General features: G+C 35.5%; 15 protein-coding genes. 6 read left to right on the top strand and 9 right to left on the bottom strand.

Annotated elements, in window-relative coordinates:
• Window positions 1–76: 76 nt before the first annotated feature.
• From AB1Z56_RS00255 to AB1Z56_RS00240, 4 genes are all read right to left on the bottom strand, one after another.
• Window positions 77–838: a hypothetical protein gene (locus AB1Z56_RS00255; protein WP_426790691.1), complete on the bottom strand. Its 762-nt coding sequence runs from the start codon at window positions 836–838 to the stop codon at window positions 77–79.
• 6 nt (window positions 839–844) lie between these two features.
• A complete protein-coding gene (locus AB1Z56_RS00250) occupies window positions 845–3,241 on the bottom strand; it encodes a DUF262 domain-containing protein (protein ID WP_426790690.1) in 2,397 nt (798 codons plus the stop codon).
• Entirely contained in the window at window positions 3,241–5,163 is a 1,923-nt protein-coding gene (locus AB1Z56_RS00245) for a DUF262 domain-containing protein (protein WP_426790689.1), read from the bottom strand. The genes AB1Z56_RS00250 and AB1Z56_RS00245 overlap by 1 nt, the downstream gene beginning before the upstream one ends.
• 351 nt (window positions 5,164–5,514) lie before the next feature.
• Window positions 5,515–5,877, bottom strand: a complete 363-nt coding sequence (locus AB1Z56_RS00240; RefSeq protein ID WP_426790688.1) for a hypothetical protein — start codon at window positions 5,875–5,877, stop codon at window positions 5,515–5,517.
• A gap of 140 nt (window positions 5,878–6,017) precedes the next feature.
• On the opposite strand from AB1Z56_RS00240, the gene AB1Z56_RS00235 reads away from it, so the two are divergent.
• Both AB1Z56_RS00235 and AB1Z56_RS00230 read left to right on the top strand, forming a co-directional pair.
• A complete protein-coding gene (locus tag AB1Z56_RS00235; RefSeq protein ID WP_426790687.1) occupies window positions 6,018–6,914 on the top strand; it encodes a helix-turn-helix transcriptional regulator in 897 nt (298 codons plus the stop codon).
• Between the two features lie 13 nt (window positions 6,915–6,927).
• On the top strand, window positions 6,928–7,494 hold the full coding sequence (locus AB1Z56_RS00230) for a metallophosphoesterase family protein (RefSeq protein ID WP_426790686.1): 567 nt from the start codon (window positions 6,928–6,930) through the stop codon (window positions 7,492–7,494).
• 373 nt (window positions 7,495–7,867) lie between these two features.
• On the opposite strand, the gene AB1Z56_RS00225 is transcribed toward AB1Z56_RS00230, so the two are convergent.
• The gene (locus AB1Z56_RS00225) at window positions 7,868–8,314 is read right to left on the bottom strand and encodes a nuclear transport factor 2 family protein (RefSeq protein WP_426790685.1); all 447 of its coding nucleotides are present in this window, start codon (window positions 8,312–8,314) and stop codon (window positions 7,868–7,870) included.
• Window positions 8,315–8,555: 241 nt separating this feature from the next.
• Between AB1Z56_RS00225 and AB1Z56_RS00220 the strand changes: the two genes are divergently transcribed.
• Both AB1Z56_RS00220 and AB1Z56_RS00215 read left to right on the top strand, forming a co-directional pair.
• Window positions 8,556–9,329 carry a prolyl oligopeptidase family serine peptidase gene (locus AB1Z56_RS00220; RefSeq protein WP_426790684.1) on the top strand — a complete coding sequence of 258 codons (774 nt, stop codon included), beginning with the start codon at window positions 8,556–8,558 and terminating at the stop codon, window positions 9,327–9,329.
• A 421-nt stretch (window positions 9,330–9,750) separates the two neighbouring features.
• Window positions 9,751–10,977: a hypothetical protein gene (locus AB1Z56_RS00215; protein ID WP_426790683.1), complete on the top strand. Its 1,227-nt coding sequence runs from the start codon at window positions 9,751–9,753 to the stop codon at window positions 10,975–10,977.
• Window positions 10,978–11,085: 108 nt separating this feature from the next.
• Here AB1Z56_RS00215 and AB1Z56_RS00210 read toward each other — a convergent pair whose 3' ends face one another.
• On the bottom strand, window positions 11,086–11,532 hold the full coding sequence (locus AB1Z56_RS00210; protein WP_426790682.1) for a nuclear transport factor 2 family protein: 447 nt from the start codon (window positions 11,530–11,532) through the stop codon (window positions 11,086–11,088).
• Between the two features lie 187 nt (window positions 11,533–11,719).
• Here AB1Z56_RS00210 and AB1Z56_RS00205 point away from each other — a divergent pair, with 187 nt between their 5' ends.
• Window positions 11,720–12,463 carry a CPBP family intramembrane glutamic endopeptidase gene (locus AB1Z56_RS00205; RefSeq protein WP_426790681.1) on the top strand — a complete coding sequence of 248 codons (744 nt, stop codon included), beginning with the start codon at window positions 11,720–11,722 and terminating at the stop codon, window positions 12,461–12,463.
• A gap of 95 nt (window positions 12,464–12,558) precedes the next feature.
• Here the strand turns inward: AB1Z56_RS00205 and AB1Z56_RS00200 are convergent, their stop codons facing one another.
• Entirely contained in the window at window positions 12,559–12,945 is a 387-nt protein-coding gene (locus AB1Z56_RS00200) for a nuclear transport factor 2 family protein (protein ID WP_426790680.1), read from the bottom strand.
• Between the two features lie 340 nt (window positions 12,946–13,285).
• Between AB1Z56_RS00200 and AB1Z56_RS00195 the strand changes: the two genes are divergently transcribed.
• Complete coding sequence (locus AB1Z56_RS00195) at window positions 13,286–14,269, top strand: nucleotidyl transferase AbiEii/AbiGii toxin family protein (protein ID WP_426790679.1); 984 nt, start codon at window positions 13,286–13,288, stop codon at window positions 14,267–14,269.
• 54 nt (window positions 14,270–14,323) lie between these two features.
• Here the strand turns inward: AB1Z56_RS00195 and AB1Z56_RS00190 are convergent, their stop codons facing one another.
• A complete protein-coding gene (locus tag AB1Z56_RS00190; RefSeq protein WP_426790678.1) occupies window positions 14,324–14,473 on the bottom strand; it encodes a hypothetical protein in 150 nt (49 codons plus the stop codon).
• Between the two features lie 30 nt (window positions 14,474–14,503).
• Complete coding sequence (locus tag AB1Z56_RS00185; protein ID WP_426790677.1) at window positions 14,504–14,659, bottom strand: hypothetical protein; 156 nt, start codon at window positions 14,657–14,659, stop codon at window positions 14,504–14,506.
• Between the last annotated feature and the right edge of the window lie 418 nt (window positions 14,660–15,077).

The raw sequence follows: 15,077 nt of genomic DNA, 5'->3' as shown, positions 1-15,077 counted from the left end.
ATTATCCACCACCTGTGCGAGGGATGTGCACAGGTGGATAGTAGTCTATTTTTATAAAAAACTGATAATTAAAATATTATTTATTTTTTAGAAACGTCTGTAATTTATTTTTTATGGTAGCAATATCTAAATCTTTATTGCGAAGCAATCTGTTGTTTTTCTTATAACCAAAGTCGTCATAATTAATCTCAATCAAATGAATCCCTTGGATAGGTAAGATAACCCTTCTCCGTTGATCATAAATACGTCGTTGCTCTCCTCTAGAAACACCGCTAACAGTTATCTTATCCTTCTTATCAAAGAATAGTACAGCATTAGTGTGTTGATATTCCCGATATTCTATTACCAAATTCAAGGTCGGATAATAAATATCTACAGGAAGTCTACGCCCTGAGTCACCTAATAAGAAACTGAACTTATGCTGTCTTTTTCCTTCTTGCGCCAAAACGCTATCACATAATTCAAGAATATAATCCTCATCTCTATTTTTTCTTTTGGAAATAGAATTGACATTTTTGAGTTCAGCAGCCTTAAGTATTTTCTCTGGCACAAATTGAAATTTCAAATCACTGACACTTCCATTCCTTCTGAAAAACCAAAATGTATTTTTACCCTTTCGGTCAGCATAAAGCAAAGGAATCAACTGCAAATTATTCTCCTTATCCAACTTGCGTAAAAGATCCCTTAATGGCTTCCCGGGTCGGTCTTTTGAATCAGCTGTAAAAACCCCCTTCTCAACGAACAAAGGCATCAAATCTTTAGCAGGGATTTCGTTGATTGATTTGTTTTTATCGAAATAATCTGCGACGGTCACGTTTAATTGATCTATCGTTTTCATAGATAATTATAAAGAAGGTTCTTGAATAGAAATATTCGGAACACTTGAACACACTGAAATTATTTCTCTTATTTTTCCTTCTATTTCCTCAAAACTGCTTATTCCTTCAATCGTTGATATAAGATAATGTTCACCATTTTTTGTATATTTTTCTTCAATTAGTCTCATATATTCGGGATCAAATAAAACTAAATCATCTTGCCATACACAAATATTTATGCAGTTATCATAAAAGAAAAGACTATAGACAATATTATCCACTTTATATTTGATCAATGGAGCAGATCCTCTAAAATATTTATCTGCAATATTACCCCATGGCCAATCCATTGATGCTCCATCTTGTGCTAAAAACGAAGAAATTAATTGATTACGATAAGTGGACAACATAATATTACTATCAGTCCAAATATTTTTGTTGAATAAATAGGTCTTGTCGCCATAATTTTTGACATTTTTGGATTCTGAAAAATCCAGCAACGAACAATCTCCATCATTAACAACAATTGTTTCTTTAGCTAAATTCCACAACCATAAACTTTTGGCATTGAATTCATATTCACCTATTATTTCTTTTATTACTTCGTGACTTTTATTCTCGGCTTTAGTTAAAAATCTATAAAAACCACTTCTCAATTCGTTATTTATCAATCTATTCCATTGATCGAATCTCCCATCGCTAAGCGAGAGTGTATTACCACTATTTAAATATGGTATTAAGTCATCATTCAATATCAGCACCGCACGTAACCAATGGTAATTACTCGGTTTATCTGGAACGCCTTGAAGGTTTACACATAATCTAAAGGCAGTTTCTTTTAAGGCATTTGCATGCTCTATATTTTTTGCATTGAGAATAAAAGAAATGTGTCCTTTAAACATCGGATGTCCTTCTAAAGAATATATCACTTCTTTGAATAAGGGATTTTCATTAATCAACTTTGCTTTTCCAATTTCCTGAAATAATATAGATTGTTCATACACTTCATTTTTGATAGCTGAATTTAATTTCAAACCTACCTCCTCAGAGATTATTTCCGGTAGTATATTATTTGAGTGATCGGATAAAGGTTTCAAAAGAAATCTAATGGTATTTATTGATGCCGCAAACGTTCTTATCGTAGGATCAATAATAATATTCCACACAACTCTAATCCAATCTTTAAATTTCAATTCATCAAAATCATTACACTCCAAGTATCTAGCGACACTATAGAAAAGAATATATTGCCTTGGAATTATGTCTAGAGAATACAATTTCCACTTATTATCAAGATTCCACAACGGTGCTATTGAGCTGTCTATTTTCTTATAATTAAAACTTAACTGATCTAAAACGCGTTCAAGTTTAACGATTAAGGAATAGTCAAGTATTTCATCAAAATGATCAAATCCGATATACTTAAAATCTAAAAAACTATCTTTTTGGCGAGTAAAAGCTTTGAATAATTCTGATTCGGAAACATCTTGTGCAGCAATATTACTTAAGCTTACATGATGAGTTAACAAATATCGTGTTATAAAGGCGAAATAGGCTTTATCATAATCAATTTCTTTACGATTGGACCAAAAAACGTCAGACCATTCATTGTCAAGTTTTGATGCAATTGCAAGATAATAGGGAACGATTTGTGAATGGTACGAAACTAGTCGATGGAATTCCGATGAATGTGAATTTTGGCTAGATTTCATCCAACTCACAAAATCAGCTTTAAAATTTTCGAAATCAGACAACTGTTTTCCTCTAGCGTTCATCTTGATGTACAATTCGTCTGTAAGATCAAAACCGTCCAATGGTAAGATATAAAAGCGCAGCGTATCTAGCCGATCAAAAACTTTTTGATCATAGCGTGAATATAGAACATCAATTGCCGCAATCATATTCATCATTGATTTTACTGTGGGATCATCCTCGAAACTGTCCAAAAACCACAATGTTTTTTCTAATTCTTTTACAGGATCATTTTTAAACTTAAATGCTATAAGTTTCTTACAGAATTGCTTTGCAATAGGCCTTGTTTCGTAAGAAAAAGCGGCCAGCTTATCCATACACTTCAACCGGTTGCCTTCATCTAATTCTTTGTTGGAAATATACCAATAAAGCAAAAACAACGTAGTTAATCGCTGTTGTCCATCCAAAGGAATAAAGAAGGTCTGATTATCCAGTACTTTTAATGAGCCATAAATAAAATCAAGTTCCATAACCTCAGACTCAGTAACCAAATGTTTAAAAATTGAATTGAGAAAGCGATTTCTGATAATTTTTTCTTCTTCCCTTCCCTGCGCATAATCACGCTGTATTCTAGGGACTTTTATACCTGAAATATGTTTTTCGATTTCCTCATTTTCTTTTGTATAGAAAATTTTATCGCACAAGATATCTAATAATGTATAGGATTGCATTAGTTTAAGGTTAAGAATGGTAATAAAGTTTTTTTAATATCGAGGTTATAGAATTCCATATCCTGAATAGTCCAATCACTTTTTACAGTATGCACATTGTGATACTTTAAAAAGATATTTTTTGTTAAAGGTGGAATAAATAACCCTTTCTTATCATTTTCTATGATTATGCGTCTCTTACTTATAAATAATGCATTTCCGTAACCTCTATTTGTTTTCGCATCCAACAATGTAAGATTACCTATATTATTCTTAATCGAATCATCTTTAACATCTTCATTCGCATGATCCTTTATCTTTTTGTATAATTCATCAAATTCTGCCTGATCAGCTTTTTCTAATGACAAATACTTTTCGATCTGATGGTTCAATTCCTCAGGTAGATCACTCAAATCAGAATATGCATACCGCAACCAGAGGTTCTGGTCTTCCAATTTATGTAGTATTTTGTCTGTCGAAGAATCTATGTGTTCAATATCCCAAGACGTTTCTTTTCCGTCTTTATCTTTTACATTTTTGTAAGACTTAAAGGAGAAACGGTATATGACATTATTATTATTATTCTGATTTATAACATATTGAAGATTATATAGCAGCAATAAATCTCTAACAAATACAGAATCTTTGTATGATACATCTAAAAATCCATTTTTAGCGGGGTTCTCAACTACTATAGTTTCATCACGATTCTGTAATGACTGCACAACTTTGACTTTTTTCAATAGACATCTTATTTTCTCAATGAGCAGCATTGTCACATCCTCTTTTGTAATACTATCCCCCTTCTGCTTTTTCAAACTCTCTATCCATATAAAAATCTGTAGCACATCTACATCTTTCTCAATTAAAAAACCTATGTAGTGATACCATTCAACAGAAGTAAACCATTCCTGAATTTGATTATATATATCCTTGACTCCGCTCCAAATATTTTCGACTTCTTTGAAAGATTTTGTATTATTGATTATATGATGAAAATACCTGAAAATTTGGTCATCATCAAATCCTGTTATTGAACTGAGTGAAGGATTCTCTTGTAGTGCCAGTTGATAGTAAATGTTTAAAACAAATTCAATTCTGGTACTATTACCATATTGTTTATTTGAAATAAATCCCCAAAAATTCACATCATGAAAAGTTCGTTCAATTATATCCCATTCTTGCGCAATCTCCATTTGTTGCAATTCCGCCAATTGACTTTTTCCAAAGTTATTTTCCTGAAGAAATATTGCTTTCACCAATTCGCCATTGGTTAAAGGTATTTTCCCCATATTTATTCTTAGAAAGGTATCCACGGGATTAATGGAATCATCTCCGATCTCATACCAAATTACTTGAACAATTCCCTCCGATTTTTTGTTCGAAAAGTCATTGACCAAAGTGCGTAATATTGCTTCTCTGGCCTCTCTAGGTGAATTTTGGGCAGCAAACCAATCTTCAATATATTTATAGGCAGAAGTTATGTGATCATAATCAATATTTTGTTCATTTCTTAAGGAAAGATCATTAAAAATCAAAGCTAACTCGGGCCTTGTTTCATAGACAATTTGATAGACAGAAAAACCATATTCATCTTCATATGTTTCCCCCCTAAGTAATTTATGTTCTAGATATTTCACTAGTATCTTTAAAGTTGTCAATCTTTGTTGACCATCAATAACCTCATAAACAGCAGCTCCGCCAATTAAAGAGCTCCTGTTTTCTTCACGAATTTTTTCGATAGAAAACCCTTTGACCACGATCGGTTGTAAGCAGTAAAACTCTTTCTCTCCTTTAGTCTTCTTAATTGCAAAATTATAGATATCCTCTAATAAATCTTCGACTTGCGGTCTTATCCATCGATATCCTCTTTGATAGGCTGGTATGAAAAAATTCATCCCCATAAGATCGCGTACAGCCTTTAACTCTATCTTATTATTCATATGTAATTTATATAGCTATTTTTATCAAAATTCTTCATCCTAAACTTCAAGATATCTACCTTCTATTTAACATCTTGAACACTTTCAACATGGAATTAAATTGCTTCTCCAGCGAATTAGATATAGGCTCTCTAGAATAATATGAGTTGTCAATTTAATAAATATTTGTGTAGATAAAAAAATAAATATTCTTGTTTCATAATAAAATTAAATACCGATTGCATTGAATTTCCTCAAAGATATCCAGCATTAGCGCCAAAGTACGTCGCTAACAGAACAATGAATAAGTTCCATTTTGAGCGTTTGTCCTTTGGGCTGATCAGATCCAAGGCCTACAAGATTTCGCGGTATTTATTCTCCACCTTCTTCCTTAGAAACAATAATACCTAATTCTTCCAGGCGTCGATAAATATATTCCTGTTGAATAAGCATGCGCTCCATCCCCTCCGCTTCATTGTATCGATCAATCAGGTGGTCTACTTCAGCTGAAGAGATTACTGTATAGGCAAAGGATAATTGTTCCTTTGGAAATATCCGATAGTTATGATCGGGCATCACATGAAAGGTCAAACTAAAGGCTGCGATTGCCAAGGTTGCGAACTTGATAAATGACTTGACTGCTTTTCCTAATTCGGTTCTGATGCCAGTTCCACTGTTGGCCAAAATCTGTTGCTCAGGCAATAAGGTATTCTGTTGATTGGTTTCCTTTTCCATTATATAATTGTTTGGTCCAAACTTAGGCTCTGAAGCGGTCAAAGGACGTCGTTATCTCGAAGAAAAACATTTTTTTATCCACCTCATAGAGGCGTCATATTTTGTCGTCTTCTCATCTTATATTTGTCAAAAGCTTATGTATGTCAGTTAGAGAAACCATATTACGCCACAAAATAGTGATCAACAAATTGCGTCACAGACCACTTTCTTGGATAGAGATTGACCGTATCCTGCAGGAGCAATCGGCCTTACTCGAGTACAACCTTATCGTCAGCCAACGCCAGTTTCAACGTGATATTGCCGATATCGGTTCGCTCTACGGAATCTCCATAGAGAACAACCGTTCGACAAAGCAATACTTTATCCAGCAGGATACCGAAGAAGCAGAGCGTGCGCTGGATGCCTTTGACATATTCAATCTAATGCGCTTGGGAAACAATGGTTCAAAACAAATAGTCTTCGAACAGCGGCGGCCACGTGGTACAGAATACCTTGGTGATATCGTCCATGCCATACGAAAGGGTTGTGCATTGTATTTTGATTACTGCAAATATTACGAAACTGAGGTAGAACACCGAAAATTATTTCCTATGCTTCTAAAAGAAGTCCGTAACCGTTGGTATGTGATTGGGCAGGATTTGGACAAGGATAGTCTCAGGATCTTTCCGCTGGATAGGATCTTAGCACTGGAAGTAGTGAAAGCTGGAAAATTTAAAGCTATCAAAGTAGATCCGGAAACGCTTTTTGAGCATAGTTTTGGTATTATCCTTCCACACGAAAACCAACAAATCGAGGAGGTAATTCTCTCCTATTCTGCATTTCAGGGCAAATATATCAAGTCCTTGCCTTTGCACCATACCCAGGAAATAGTAGTCGACAATGAGGAAGAACTGCTTGTGAAACTCAATATGTATGTCACGCATGATTTTGTGATGGAATTACTTTCCGTAGGTGCGGAAGTCAAAGTTGTTGCCCCCGAAAGTCTAGCGGAGAGGATGAAAGAGGAATATCGTAAATCTTTAAAGCATCAATCTTAAAAGCTAAACTGAAATGCATATCATTAAGTTAAAGGGGCAAAACATACTCTTGTTGTCGGACACACATGGCATGCACCGCCTATTGGATATTCCCGGGGGGATCGATATCGTCATCCATTGCGGCGATGTCTGTGATGCAGGTGATATGCAGCAGCTATCGGATTTCTTTGTGTGGTATGCCGGGCTTCCCATACCACACAAGGTATTTGTGCATGGAAATCATGATCTTCCCTTTGAACTGGAACCGCAACGAAGCAAAAAATTGGCACCCGAAGGAATTCATTGGCTAAACGATACTTCGGTTAGGATCAATGACATCCAGATTATGGGCATCAGTGGTTTTCCCTTTTTTCATCAGATGGAATCTGAGGTGCAGATTGATATCATGGTGTCACACTATCCACCGTCAGGTATTTTGGACAATGGCTATGGCAGTGAGGAGATCCGTGAGTTTGTATTGGAACGATCACCGAAATACCATTTTTTCGGTCATAACCATGCAGGCTATGGTAAGATGAAGGTAAAGGCTATTCAGTTTATCAATGCTTCGTTGTATGAGCTATTGAAAGGAAAGGTGTGATTGAACTTCACGATCCACTCTAGTGAAACCAAGATCTATGAACAGCGCGACACTACTATCTTTCTACTACTTCTTCTACTTTTTTATACTTCTTCTTATCCTAATCTTTCCCTAGTTCTTTCCCTAAAATATTTACATTTTTCCTTCTGAAACAGCTAGCAGCTTATTGTACGAGCGTTATAACAAGTCTATTCCATTAAGCGCTTCTCCTAATTCTTCTCCTAAAATCATCTATTCTTTCAACTTATATTATTCTGATTGAGGTCTACTAAATAACATTATCCCCGAAACAAGTTGCTATTTTAAATAGATCATGAAAAAGCCACATCTCACGATGTGGCTCTACAACATATATATTTATTTGAAATCGCTCTTATTTATACGAATTAATCGATTTGGATACTTTCCAGTCATTACCAATACGCTCCAAAGTAATTAAGTCCGTTTTGGTGAAGTTTTCAAATTCTAAGGTCACTTTAGCAACCATGTAGTCTGCCGATTCCTCTATGATATCAGTGCTTACTGTACAGTTCAGCTTCTCGCCTTTTTGCTTTTTCAATAGTTTAACTACCGCACTACGGCTGTGATTTTGTGCATTAGAAGCTTGGATCTTTTGATTGAAATCTTCGGCGAATAACTGCTCTACTCCTGCTGATTCTCCCGCAGTAGTTACCGCTACATAGTGCTCTAAAGCGAAGTCTGCAGTAGAAAGGTTAACGTTTGCTTTTGTTGCTTTTGCTCCAGGTCCTTCAGCTGCCATAGCGAAAGTGGATACTGCGATTAAAGCTGCTGCTGCGAATGTTTTTACTAGCGTTTTCATAATATCTTTATTTTATTGTGTTAGTTCTGTTGTTCTTATTTGATGACTCAAAATTACGACACAATAGGCCCCTAGCCTACGGGCTTTAGACCAACGATCAGGAAAACTCGGTGAATGGCGGGAATGGGGAGGTGAAAAGGAATAAAATAACGCACTGAATTTTCGATAATCAGAATTTTAACCGCTATCTTTAATAGCAAAAGCTACTACAATTCTAAATGATTGAAATTGCCTATCAACAATGACTTTTCAAGTACTCATCAAAATTTTTAGAACGAAGATTTATCTTTATATCAACCTGCTCACTGTAATCGTTTGCACCTTCTGCATGTCGCAATCCTTTGCACAAGAAAAACAAAAAGTCAACTATAAACACTTAACCTATCTGCCTAAAAACTATAATACAGACACGGCCAAATATCCTCTGGTTATCTATCTTCACGGTGGATCACAAAAAGGAAATGATTTAGAAAAGCTAAAAATCTATGGTCTTCCATATTTAGTAAACAAGGGAAAGGATTTCGATTTTGTTATGGTCGCCCCCCAATGTCCGGAAGGCAGATATTGGTCCACGGAAAATTGGTTTGATTCGCTATATGATGAGATAACTTCAAACTACCGTATCGACAAAAGTCGTGTCTATGTAACCGGAATAAGTATGGGTGGATACGGAACCTACATCACCGCATTAGATCACGCCGATAAAATCGCAGCCATTGTTCCATTATGCGGAGGAGTAAACGATAGCGACACCACTCGCATCTGCACCCTCAAAGACGTTCCCATCCTCACGTATCACGGAACGGCTGATAATGAAATCCCTATACACGAAACAGAACGTATAGTCAAATCTCTAAAGAAGTGCAATGGAAATATCATCTTTCACCGCATCGCAGGCGAAGGTCACGGCATCCAATACCTCTACGAAACTGAACCATGGATTTATGAGTGGTTGCTGATGCAAAGGAAGACGTCGAATAATGACACTCCCAACAAGCAAATTTCAAATAATTGAATTTATCTTATTGTTTTAAATAGCATAGTTTATTATTTTTATGGAAGTGCAAAATTTAACAAAGGCCATATAAATGAGATATCAAAACACGGGTATCAGAAAAACACTGTAATCTCTAACTAGCTATTGAAAGGAAGCGCATTCAAGATCGATGAACCCGGCAACACTACTATCTTTCTACTTCTTCTTCTCCTAATCTTCCTAGTTCTTTCCCTAAAATCCCTACTCTTTCTGCTATAATATTCCAATTGAGTTATACTATTTATGGTTATATCCGATACTTTCTACCAAAATACTTTTTTAGATGACGTATAGCAGGAATAGGAGTCAAATATATCTGTAAATCTTCCAATTTCTAACAGATTAATTTTGAAAATAGGATTATAACTAATATATTAGTTATAAAACTAAAAAACTAGTTATGAAGATATTTTTCACCCTATTTTTTGTTATAATTAGCGACTTGGTCTCAGGGCAAATCACAACACAAAAATTATTTGAGCTCAATGACCAACTTATTAAAAAGTATCCAGAGAATTACCACATAGCTATTAGGGAATTCAACAAGCTACCAGTGGATAGCATGGATGCTAGCACGAAATCCGTTTTTTATCAACTCCAATCTACTTATCATTCTTTTATTGGCAACTATGATAGCTCAAGATTTTATTGGGATCAGCAATATGTTCACGCGCTCAAAAACAATGAAATAAAATATGATAGCACATTTTATAAACAGCATAGTTTTGTCGATGCCAGAAAGTTCATTCTAAAAAAGGCCAAAAATGAAAAAGTAGTAATGATCAATGAAGCTCATAATATTCCCTATCATCGCACATTTGTATCTCAATTATTAAATGGATTTCGTGACTTAGGTTTTAAATATTTAGCTATTGAAGACCTTGCTGATCAAAGCATTAACACAACACGTATCGTCACAGATACAACAGGCTTTTATTGCCAAGAGCCCCTTTTTGCAGAAATGATCAGGGAAGCATTGCGACAGAATTTTGTATTGATAAAATATGAAGCCAACAATACAAATAGTAATCGTATGCGCGACTCATTACAAGCCGTCAACCTAGCTAAATTGCTCGAAACTGACCCTTATGCGAAACTGCTTGTCTATGCAGGATATGACCATATCCATGAAAATACACGAACCAGCTGGAAAAAAATGGCTCAATTCTTTAAAGAAATGACCAATATTGACCCCTTAACAATATCACAAACTCGACATATTGAACGATATTATACCGAATTTGAAACGGACGAATTCCTAACCGTAAACAAATTTGTTTCGTTTAACACACCTGTCGTCGCTTTAAAAGACCATACCGCCTGGCATGATGACTTTGTGGATATTTCACTTTTTTATCCCCGCTATCTAACTCCACACAGTCGCCCTGAGTACTTATCAAATAATAACCTTACAAAGTCGGTACAGCTAGATACGCACGGACAAAAAGGGCTTTTTGTTCAAGCTTATTATGCAGACGAAAAACAAGGACATCGAATACCAGCAGACCAGCTTTTCATCAAAACCACAAAGGAATTTCTATATTTAAGGCCTGGCAACTATATTCTTGAATTTAAAAATACAAATGATCAGATTGTAAATACAAAAAGAGTAAGTGTTCATAAATAACAATCAAAAAGCCACGTCTCAGGACCTGGCTTCTAAACTAAACTTAAACATATGATTCACTAGTGCTCTACCTATAACTTCGTTTCGCAGAACACTAGTTATTGGATACTATTTATACGAATTGATCGATTTGGATACTTTCCACTCATTGCCCACACGCTCCAAGGTAACTAAATCTGTTTTGGTAAATTTTTCAAATTTCAGGGTTATTTTAGCGACCATATAGTCAGCCGATTCCTCGATGATATCAGTGCTTACTGCACAGTTCAACTTCTCTCCTTTTTGCTTTTTCAATAGTTTAACTACCGCACTACGGCTGTTAGACTGTGTATTGGAAGCTTGGATTTTTTGATTGAAATCAGCTGCAAATAACTGCTCTACCCCTGCTGATTCGCCTTCAGTCGTGACCGCCACATAATGATCTAAAGCGAAATCTGCTGTGGAAAGATTAACGTTTGCTTTTGTTGCTTTTGCTACAGGTCCTTCAGCTGCCATAGCGAATGTGGATACGGCGATTAAAGCTGCTGCTGCGAATGTTTTTACTAGCGTGTTCATAATGTCTTTATTTTATATTGTTAGTTTTTAGTTCTTATTTGTTGACTCAAAACTACAACACAATAGGCCCCTAGCCTACGGGCTTTAGACTAACAGACCGGAAAACTCGGTGAATGGCGGTAATGGGGAGGTGAAAGAGAAAGTTTTTTTTCCTATCTTATAGCAACCCATTAAAACTACACCTTTTATGCAACCTTATTTAAGAAACTTTTGGAAAAGTATCCTCAATTTCAATTGGAAGTTTGGCTTATTTCTAGTTCTAATAATTTGTGTACCGAGATTTATTATGGTGCTCCATGCCAACCAATATGCCGATTATCGCTTTATTGGTTTAATAATGCTGGTATCATTTATCATTCCTTTCGTATTCTTAAATAAAAGGGGGCTGAAGGCTATTGGCTGGAACAAACCTAAAAGTTATAAATGGTTATCCATAGCTTTTATAAGCGGTTGTTTATATGCTTACTTGTTATTCGTCTTGGGTAAATTCCTTTATCAGGACAGTTATCAAAACTGGTATGTATATATCGCAAATTCTTATAAAATTCCTACAGATTTAACGATAGAGGCAAAAAGGCAGATGTTCTTCATCATGGCTGGCACAGGAATGTTATTCAGCCCGTTTGGCGAGGAACTTTTTTTTAGAGGAATAGTTCATGAAACCTTTTTTTCTAGATTCGGAAATCGTGGGGCATCAATTCTCGATAGCTCGGCGTTTGCCTTAACCCACATTGCACATTTTGGATTAATATACCTGCTCGACGGTTGGCATCTTCTCTTCATACCTACATTCATATGGTGTTTTTCGATGTATTTTGTAAGCAGACTGTTTTATTTCTTCAAGGTAAAATCAGGAGCTATATGGGGCGCTATAATTTGCCATGCAGCCTTTAACCTTAGTATGATTTATTGTATATTTTACCAGTTATAATATAAAAAAGCCACATCTCACGACATGGCCTTAATAAACATATGATTCACTAGTGGTTTGTCTTTTATAACTGGCAAACCACCAGTTGCAAAAGTCTATTTATACGAATTGATTGATTTGGATACTTTCCAGTCATTGCCCACACGCTCTAGGGTAACCAAGTCAGTCTTGGTAAAGTTTTCAAATTTTAGAGTCACTTTAGCGACCATATAATCTGCCGATTCCTCGATGATATCAGTGCTTACTATACAGTTTAATTTTTCACCTTTTTGTTTTTTCAAGGATTTAACGACTTCGTTACGGCCATGATTTTGCGCATTGGAAGCTTGGATTTTTTGATCGAAATCTTCGGCGAATAATTGCTCCACTCCTGATGATTCTCCCTCCGTAGTCACCGAAACATAATGCTCTAAAGCGAAGTCTGCGGTGGAAAGGTTAACGTTTGCTTTTGTTGCTTTTGCTCCAGGCCCTTCAGCTGCCATAACGAAATTTGATACTGCGATTAGGGCTGCTGCTGCGAATGTTTTTACTAGCTTTTTTTATCGAAATGATTTGTTTTTAATTGGTGATAAAGCTATCATGAGTGCCATTTTTAAGCACTCATGATGGTTCATAATGTCTTTATTTTATTGTGTTAGTTTATCTGTTCTTATTTGTTGACTCAAAACTACGACACAATACGTCCTTAGCCTAGGGGCATTAGACTAACGATCAGGAAAACTCGGTGAATAGCAGGAATAGGGAGGTGAAGTTAATCAGTCTCCAATAATTAAAAATTTTAACCGTTGTATTAGCTTACTTATAACACCAATCTGTATCCCAATGGAATTACACAAACACCCCTATCATTTTAAAAAAAATATTCATTACATCTCTAATCTACTTAATATACAACCCAGCTACGTTGAAAAAGATTACTGGCAAACATTTATATTATACTTAATTCAACAGGATTCATTGAGTGAAGATATAATCGTGAAAGGTGGGATTGCTCTATCAAAATGTTTCAAACTCATAAAAAGAACTCCGGAAGATATCGATTTTGTAGTTGCGAGAAAAAAAGGAGAAACAGACAGCAGATTAAAATCTAAATTAAAAAGAATAGGTAGTATCTTATGTAAGGAGTTACCTGAAATTCAAATAGAAGGTCTAACGAGAAAAATGGGGATGAACCGTAAAACTGCTCATTCTTATTGGAAACCTAATGATGAAAACTTCTGCCCTGAAAGTAATCTTATCACTATCGACTATAGCTGGTTGGGGGAATCCAACCCTCATAGTAAATATTCATTCAATTCCCTTATCGGTGATGCATTAAAAGAAACCGGTCAAAAGGCTACTATTAATCAATATCAGCTTTTCCCTTTTGAGATGAATGTACTGGATCCATTCAGAACATTCTGTGAAAAAATCATGAGCCTTGTCCGATTTTCATACTCAGATGATCCGATTATTAATCTGAGCAAAAAGGTCAAACATGTTTACGACTTATATCACTTATTGCAATATGAGAAATTTCAGCATTTCCTTCAGTCCGGAGACTTTTTTAAAATGCTGATAAACGTAGCCAATAGAGACATAAGAAGCTTTAGAAATAATAATCACTGGCTAAAATATCATCCTGCTGACAGTTTATTCTTTAATAAATTGAATGAAAACTGGGATACCCATTTTAGTCAAGTTTATAATACGAAATTTAGCATCTGTGAATCTGGCCAGCTTCCTCCTGATTACCTGATTTTAGAAACATTAAACTTAATCAAAAACAGATTGAACACCTTACCTTGGGACATCACCTTCCTATGATATCGACATAATTACTAAGGCTATTTTTTTCCAAATATAGCCTTAGTAATCACTTTACTTTCTTGGAGGACGAACCGTCCCCATATCACCACCATTATCACCTGGTTGATCCGCTTCGGATGAAACCGCTGCCTGTACAGTCGGTGCCTGAACATTGGCAGGCTGACCAATACCGAATAAAAAGTATAAAATTAAACTCCACATATTGATTGATTACAAGTTTTAAAAAAGTAATTATTTTTTAGGAGGAAAAGGATTTCCTTTGTCTCCACCGTCGCCATCATTAGGATTATCGTCCGCTGTTACACTAACCGTAGAACTGTTTCCTGACGAATTTATATTGGCAGGCTGGCCAATACCAAACAAAAAGTATAAAATTAAACTCCACATAAAATTGATTTTTGATATTAAAAATTATCATTACTTACCTTTTGGTGGTCTTGGCGTGCCAGTTTCCCCACCAGTGTCTCCTGGTTCATCAGATTGATGAACATCTGTCGATTGTACTATCGCTATTCCCACGCTTGGTTGGGAATTAGACGGCTGGCCAATACCGAATAAGAAGTATAAAATTAAACTCCACATAGTTGACTGATTGATCTTTGATGTTAATTACTAATTATGATTATCCTCTAGGAGGAGGATTCCCTTTATCCCCACCATCACCGTCATCAGGAGTATCATCCGTAGTTACATTGACTATAGAACTGTTTGCAGATGAACTTGTATTGACAGGCTGACCAATACCGAATAAAAAGTATAAAATTAAACTCCACATAAAATAAAATTTAGATTGTTAAGAAAGTTA

The organism is Sphingobacterium sp. WOUb80 (assembly GCF_050058145.1).
Classification (GTDB): domain Bacteria; phylum Bacteroidota; class Bacteroidia; order Sphingobacteriales; family Sphingobacteriaceae; genus Sphingobacterium.
The sequence above is the reverse complement of the archived record's forward strand: the minus strand, read 5'-3'. Positions and strand labels throughout refer to the sequence as shown.

What these genes read in the sequence shown, in the direction of transcription:
- AB1Z56_RS00255 (WP_426790691.1), bottom strand. Translation starts at nt 838, where the DNA reads ATGAAAACGATAGATCAATTAAACGTGACCGTCGCAGATTATTTCGAT.
- AB1Z56_RS00250 (WP_426790690.1), bottom strand. Translation starts at nt 3,241, where the DNA reads ATGCAATCCTATACATTATTAGATATCTTGTGCGATAAAATTTTCTAT.
- AB1Z56_RS00245 (WP_426790689.1), bottom strand. Translation starts at nt 5,163, where the DNA reads ATGAATAATAAGATAGAGTTAAAGGCTGTACGCGATCTTATGGGGATG.
- AB1Z56_RS00240 (WP_426790688.1), bottom strand. Translation starts at nt 5,877, where the DNA reads ATGGAAAAGGAAACCAATCAACAGAATACCTTATTGCCTGAGCAACAG.
- AB1Z56_RS00235 (WP_426790687.1), top strand. Translation starts at nt 6,018, where the DNA reads ATGTCAGTTAGAGAAACCATATTACGCCACAAAATAGTGATCAACAAA.
- AB1Z56_RS00230 (WP_426790686.1), top strand. Translation starts at nt 6,928, where the DNA reads ATGCATATCATTAAGTTAAAGGGGCAAAACATACTCTTGTTGTCGGAC.
- AB1Z56_RS00225 (WP_426790685.1), bottom strand. Translation starts at nt 8,314, where the DNA reads ATGAAAACGCTAGTAAAAACATTCGCAGCAGCAGCTTTAATCGCAGTA.
- AB1Z56_RS00220 (WP_426790684.1), top strand. Translation starts at nt 8,556, where the DNA reads ATGACTTTTCAAGTACTCATCAAAATTTTTAGAACGAAGATTTATCTT.
- AB1Z56_RS00215 (WP_426790683.1), top strand. Translation starts at nt 9,751, where the DNA reads ATGAAGATATTTTTCACCCTATTTTTTGTTATAATTAGCGACTTGGTC.
- AB1Z56_RS00210 (WP_426790682.1), bottom strand. Translation starts at nt 11,532, where the DNA reads ATGAACACGCTAGTAAAAACATTCGCAGCAGCAGCTTTAATCGCCGTA.
- AB1Z56_RS00205 (WP_426790681.1), top strand. Translation starts at nt 11,720, where the DNA reads ATGCAACCTTATTTAAGAAACTTTTGGAAAAGTATCCTCAATTTCAAT.
- AB1Z56_RS00200 (WP_426790680.1), bottom strand. Translation starts at nt 12,945, where the DNA reads ATGGCAGCTGAAGGGCCTGGAGCAAAAGCAACAAAAGCAAACGTTAAC.
- AB1Z56_RS00195 (WP_426790679.1), top strand. Translation starts at nt 13,286, where the DNA reads ATGGAATTACACAAACACCCCTATCATTTTAAAAAAAATATTCATTAC.
- AB1Z56_RS00190 (WP_426790678.1), bottom strand. Translation starts at nt 14,473, where the DNA reads ATGTGGAGTTTAATTTTATACTTTTTATTCGGTATTGGTCAGCCTGCC.
- AB1Z56_RS00185 (WP_426790677.1), bottom strand. Translation starts at nt 14,659, where the DNA reads ATGTGGAGTTTAATTTTATACTTTTTGTTTGGTATTGGCCAGCCTGCC.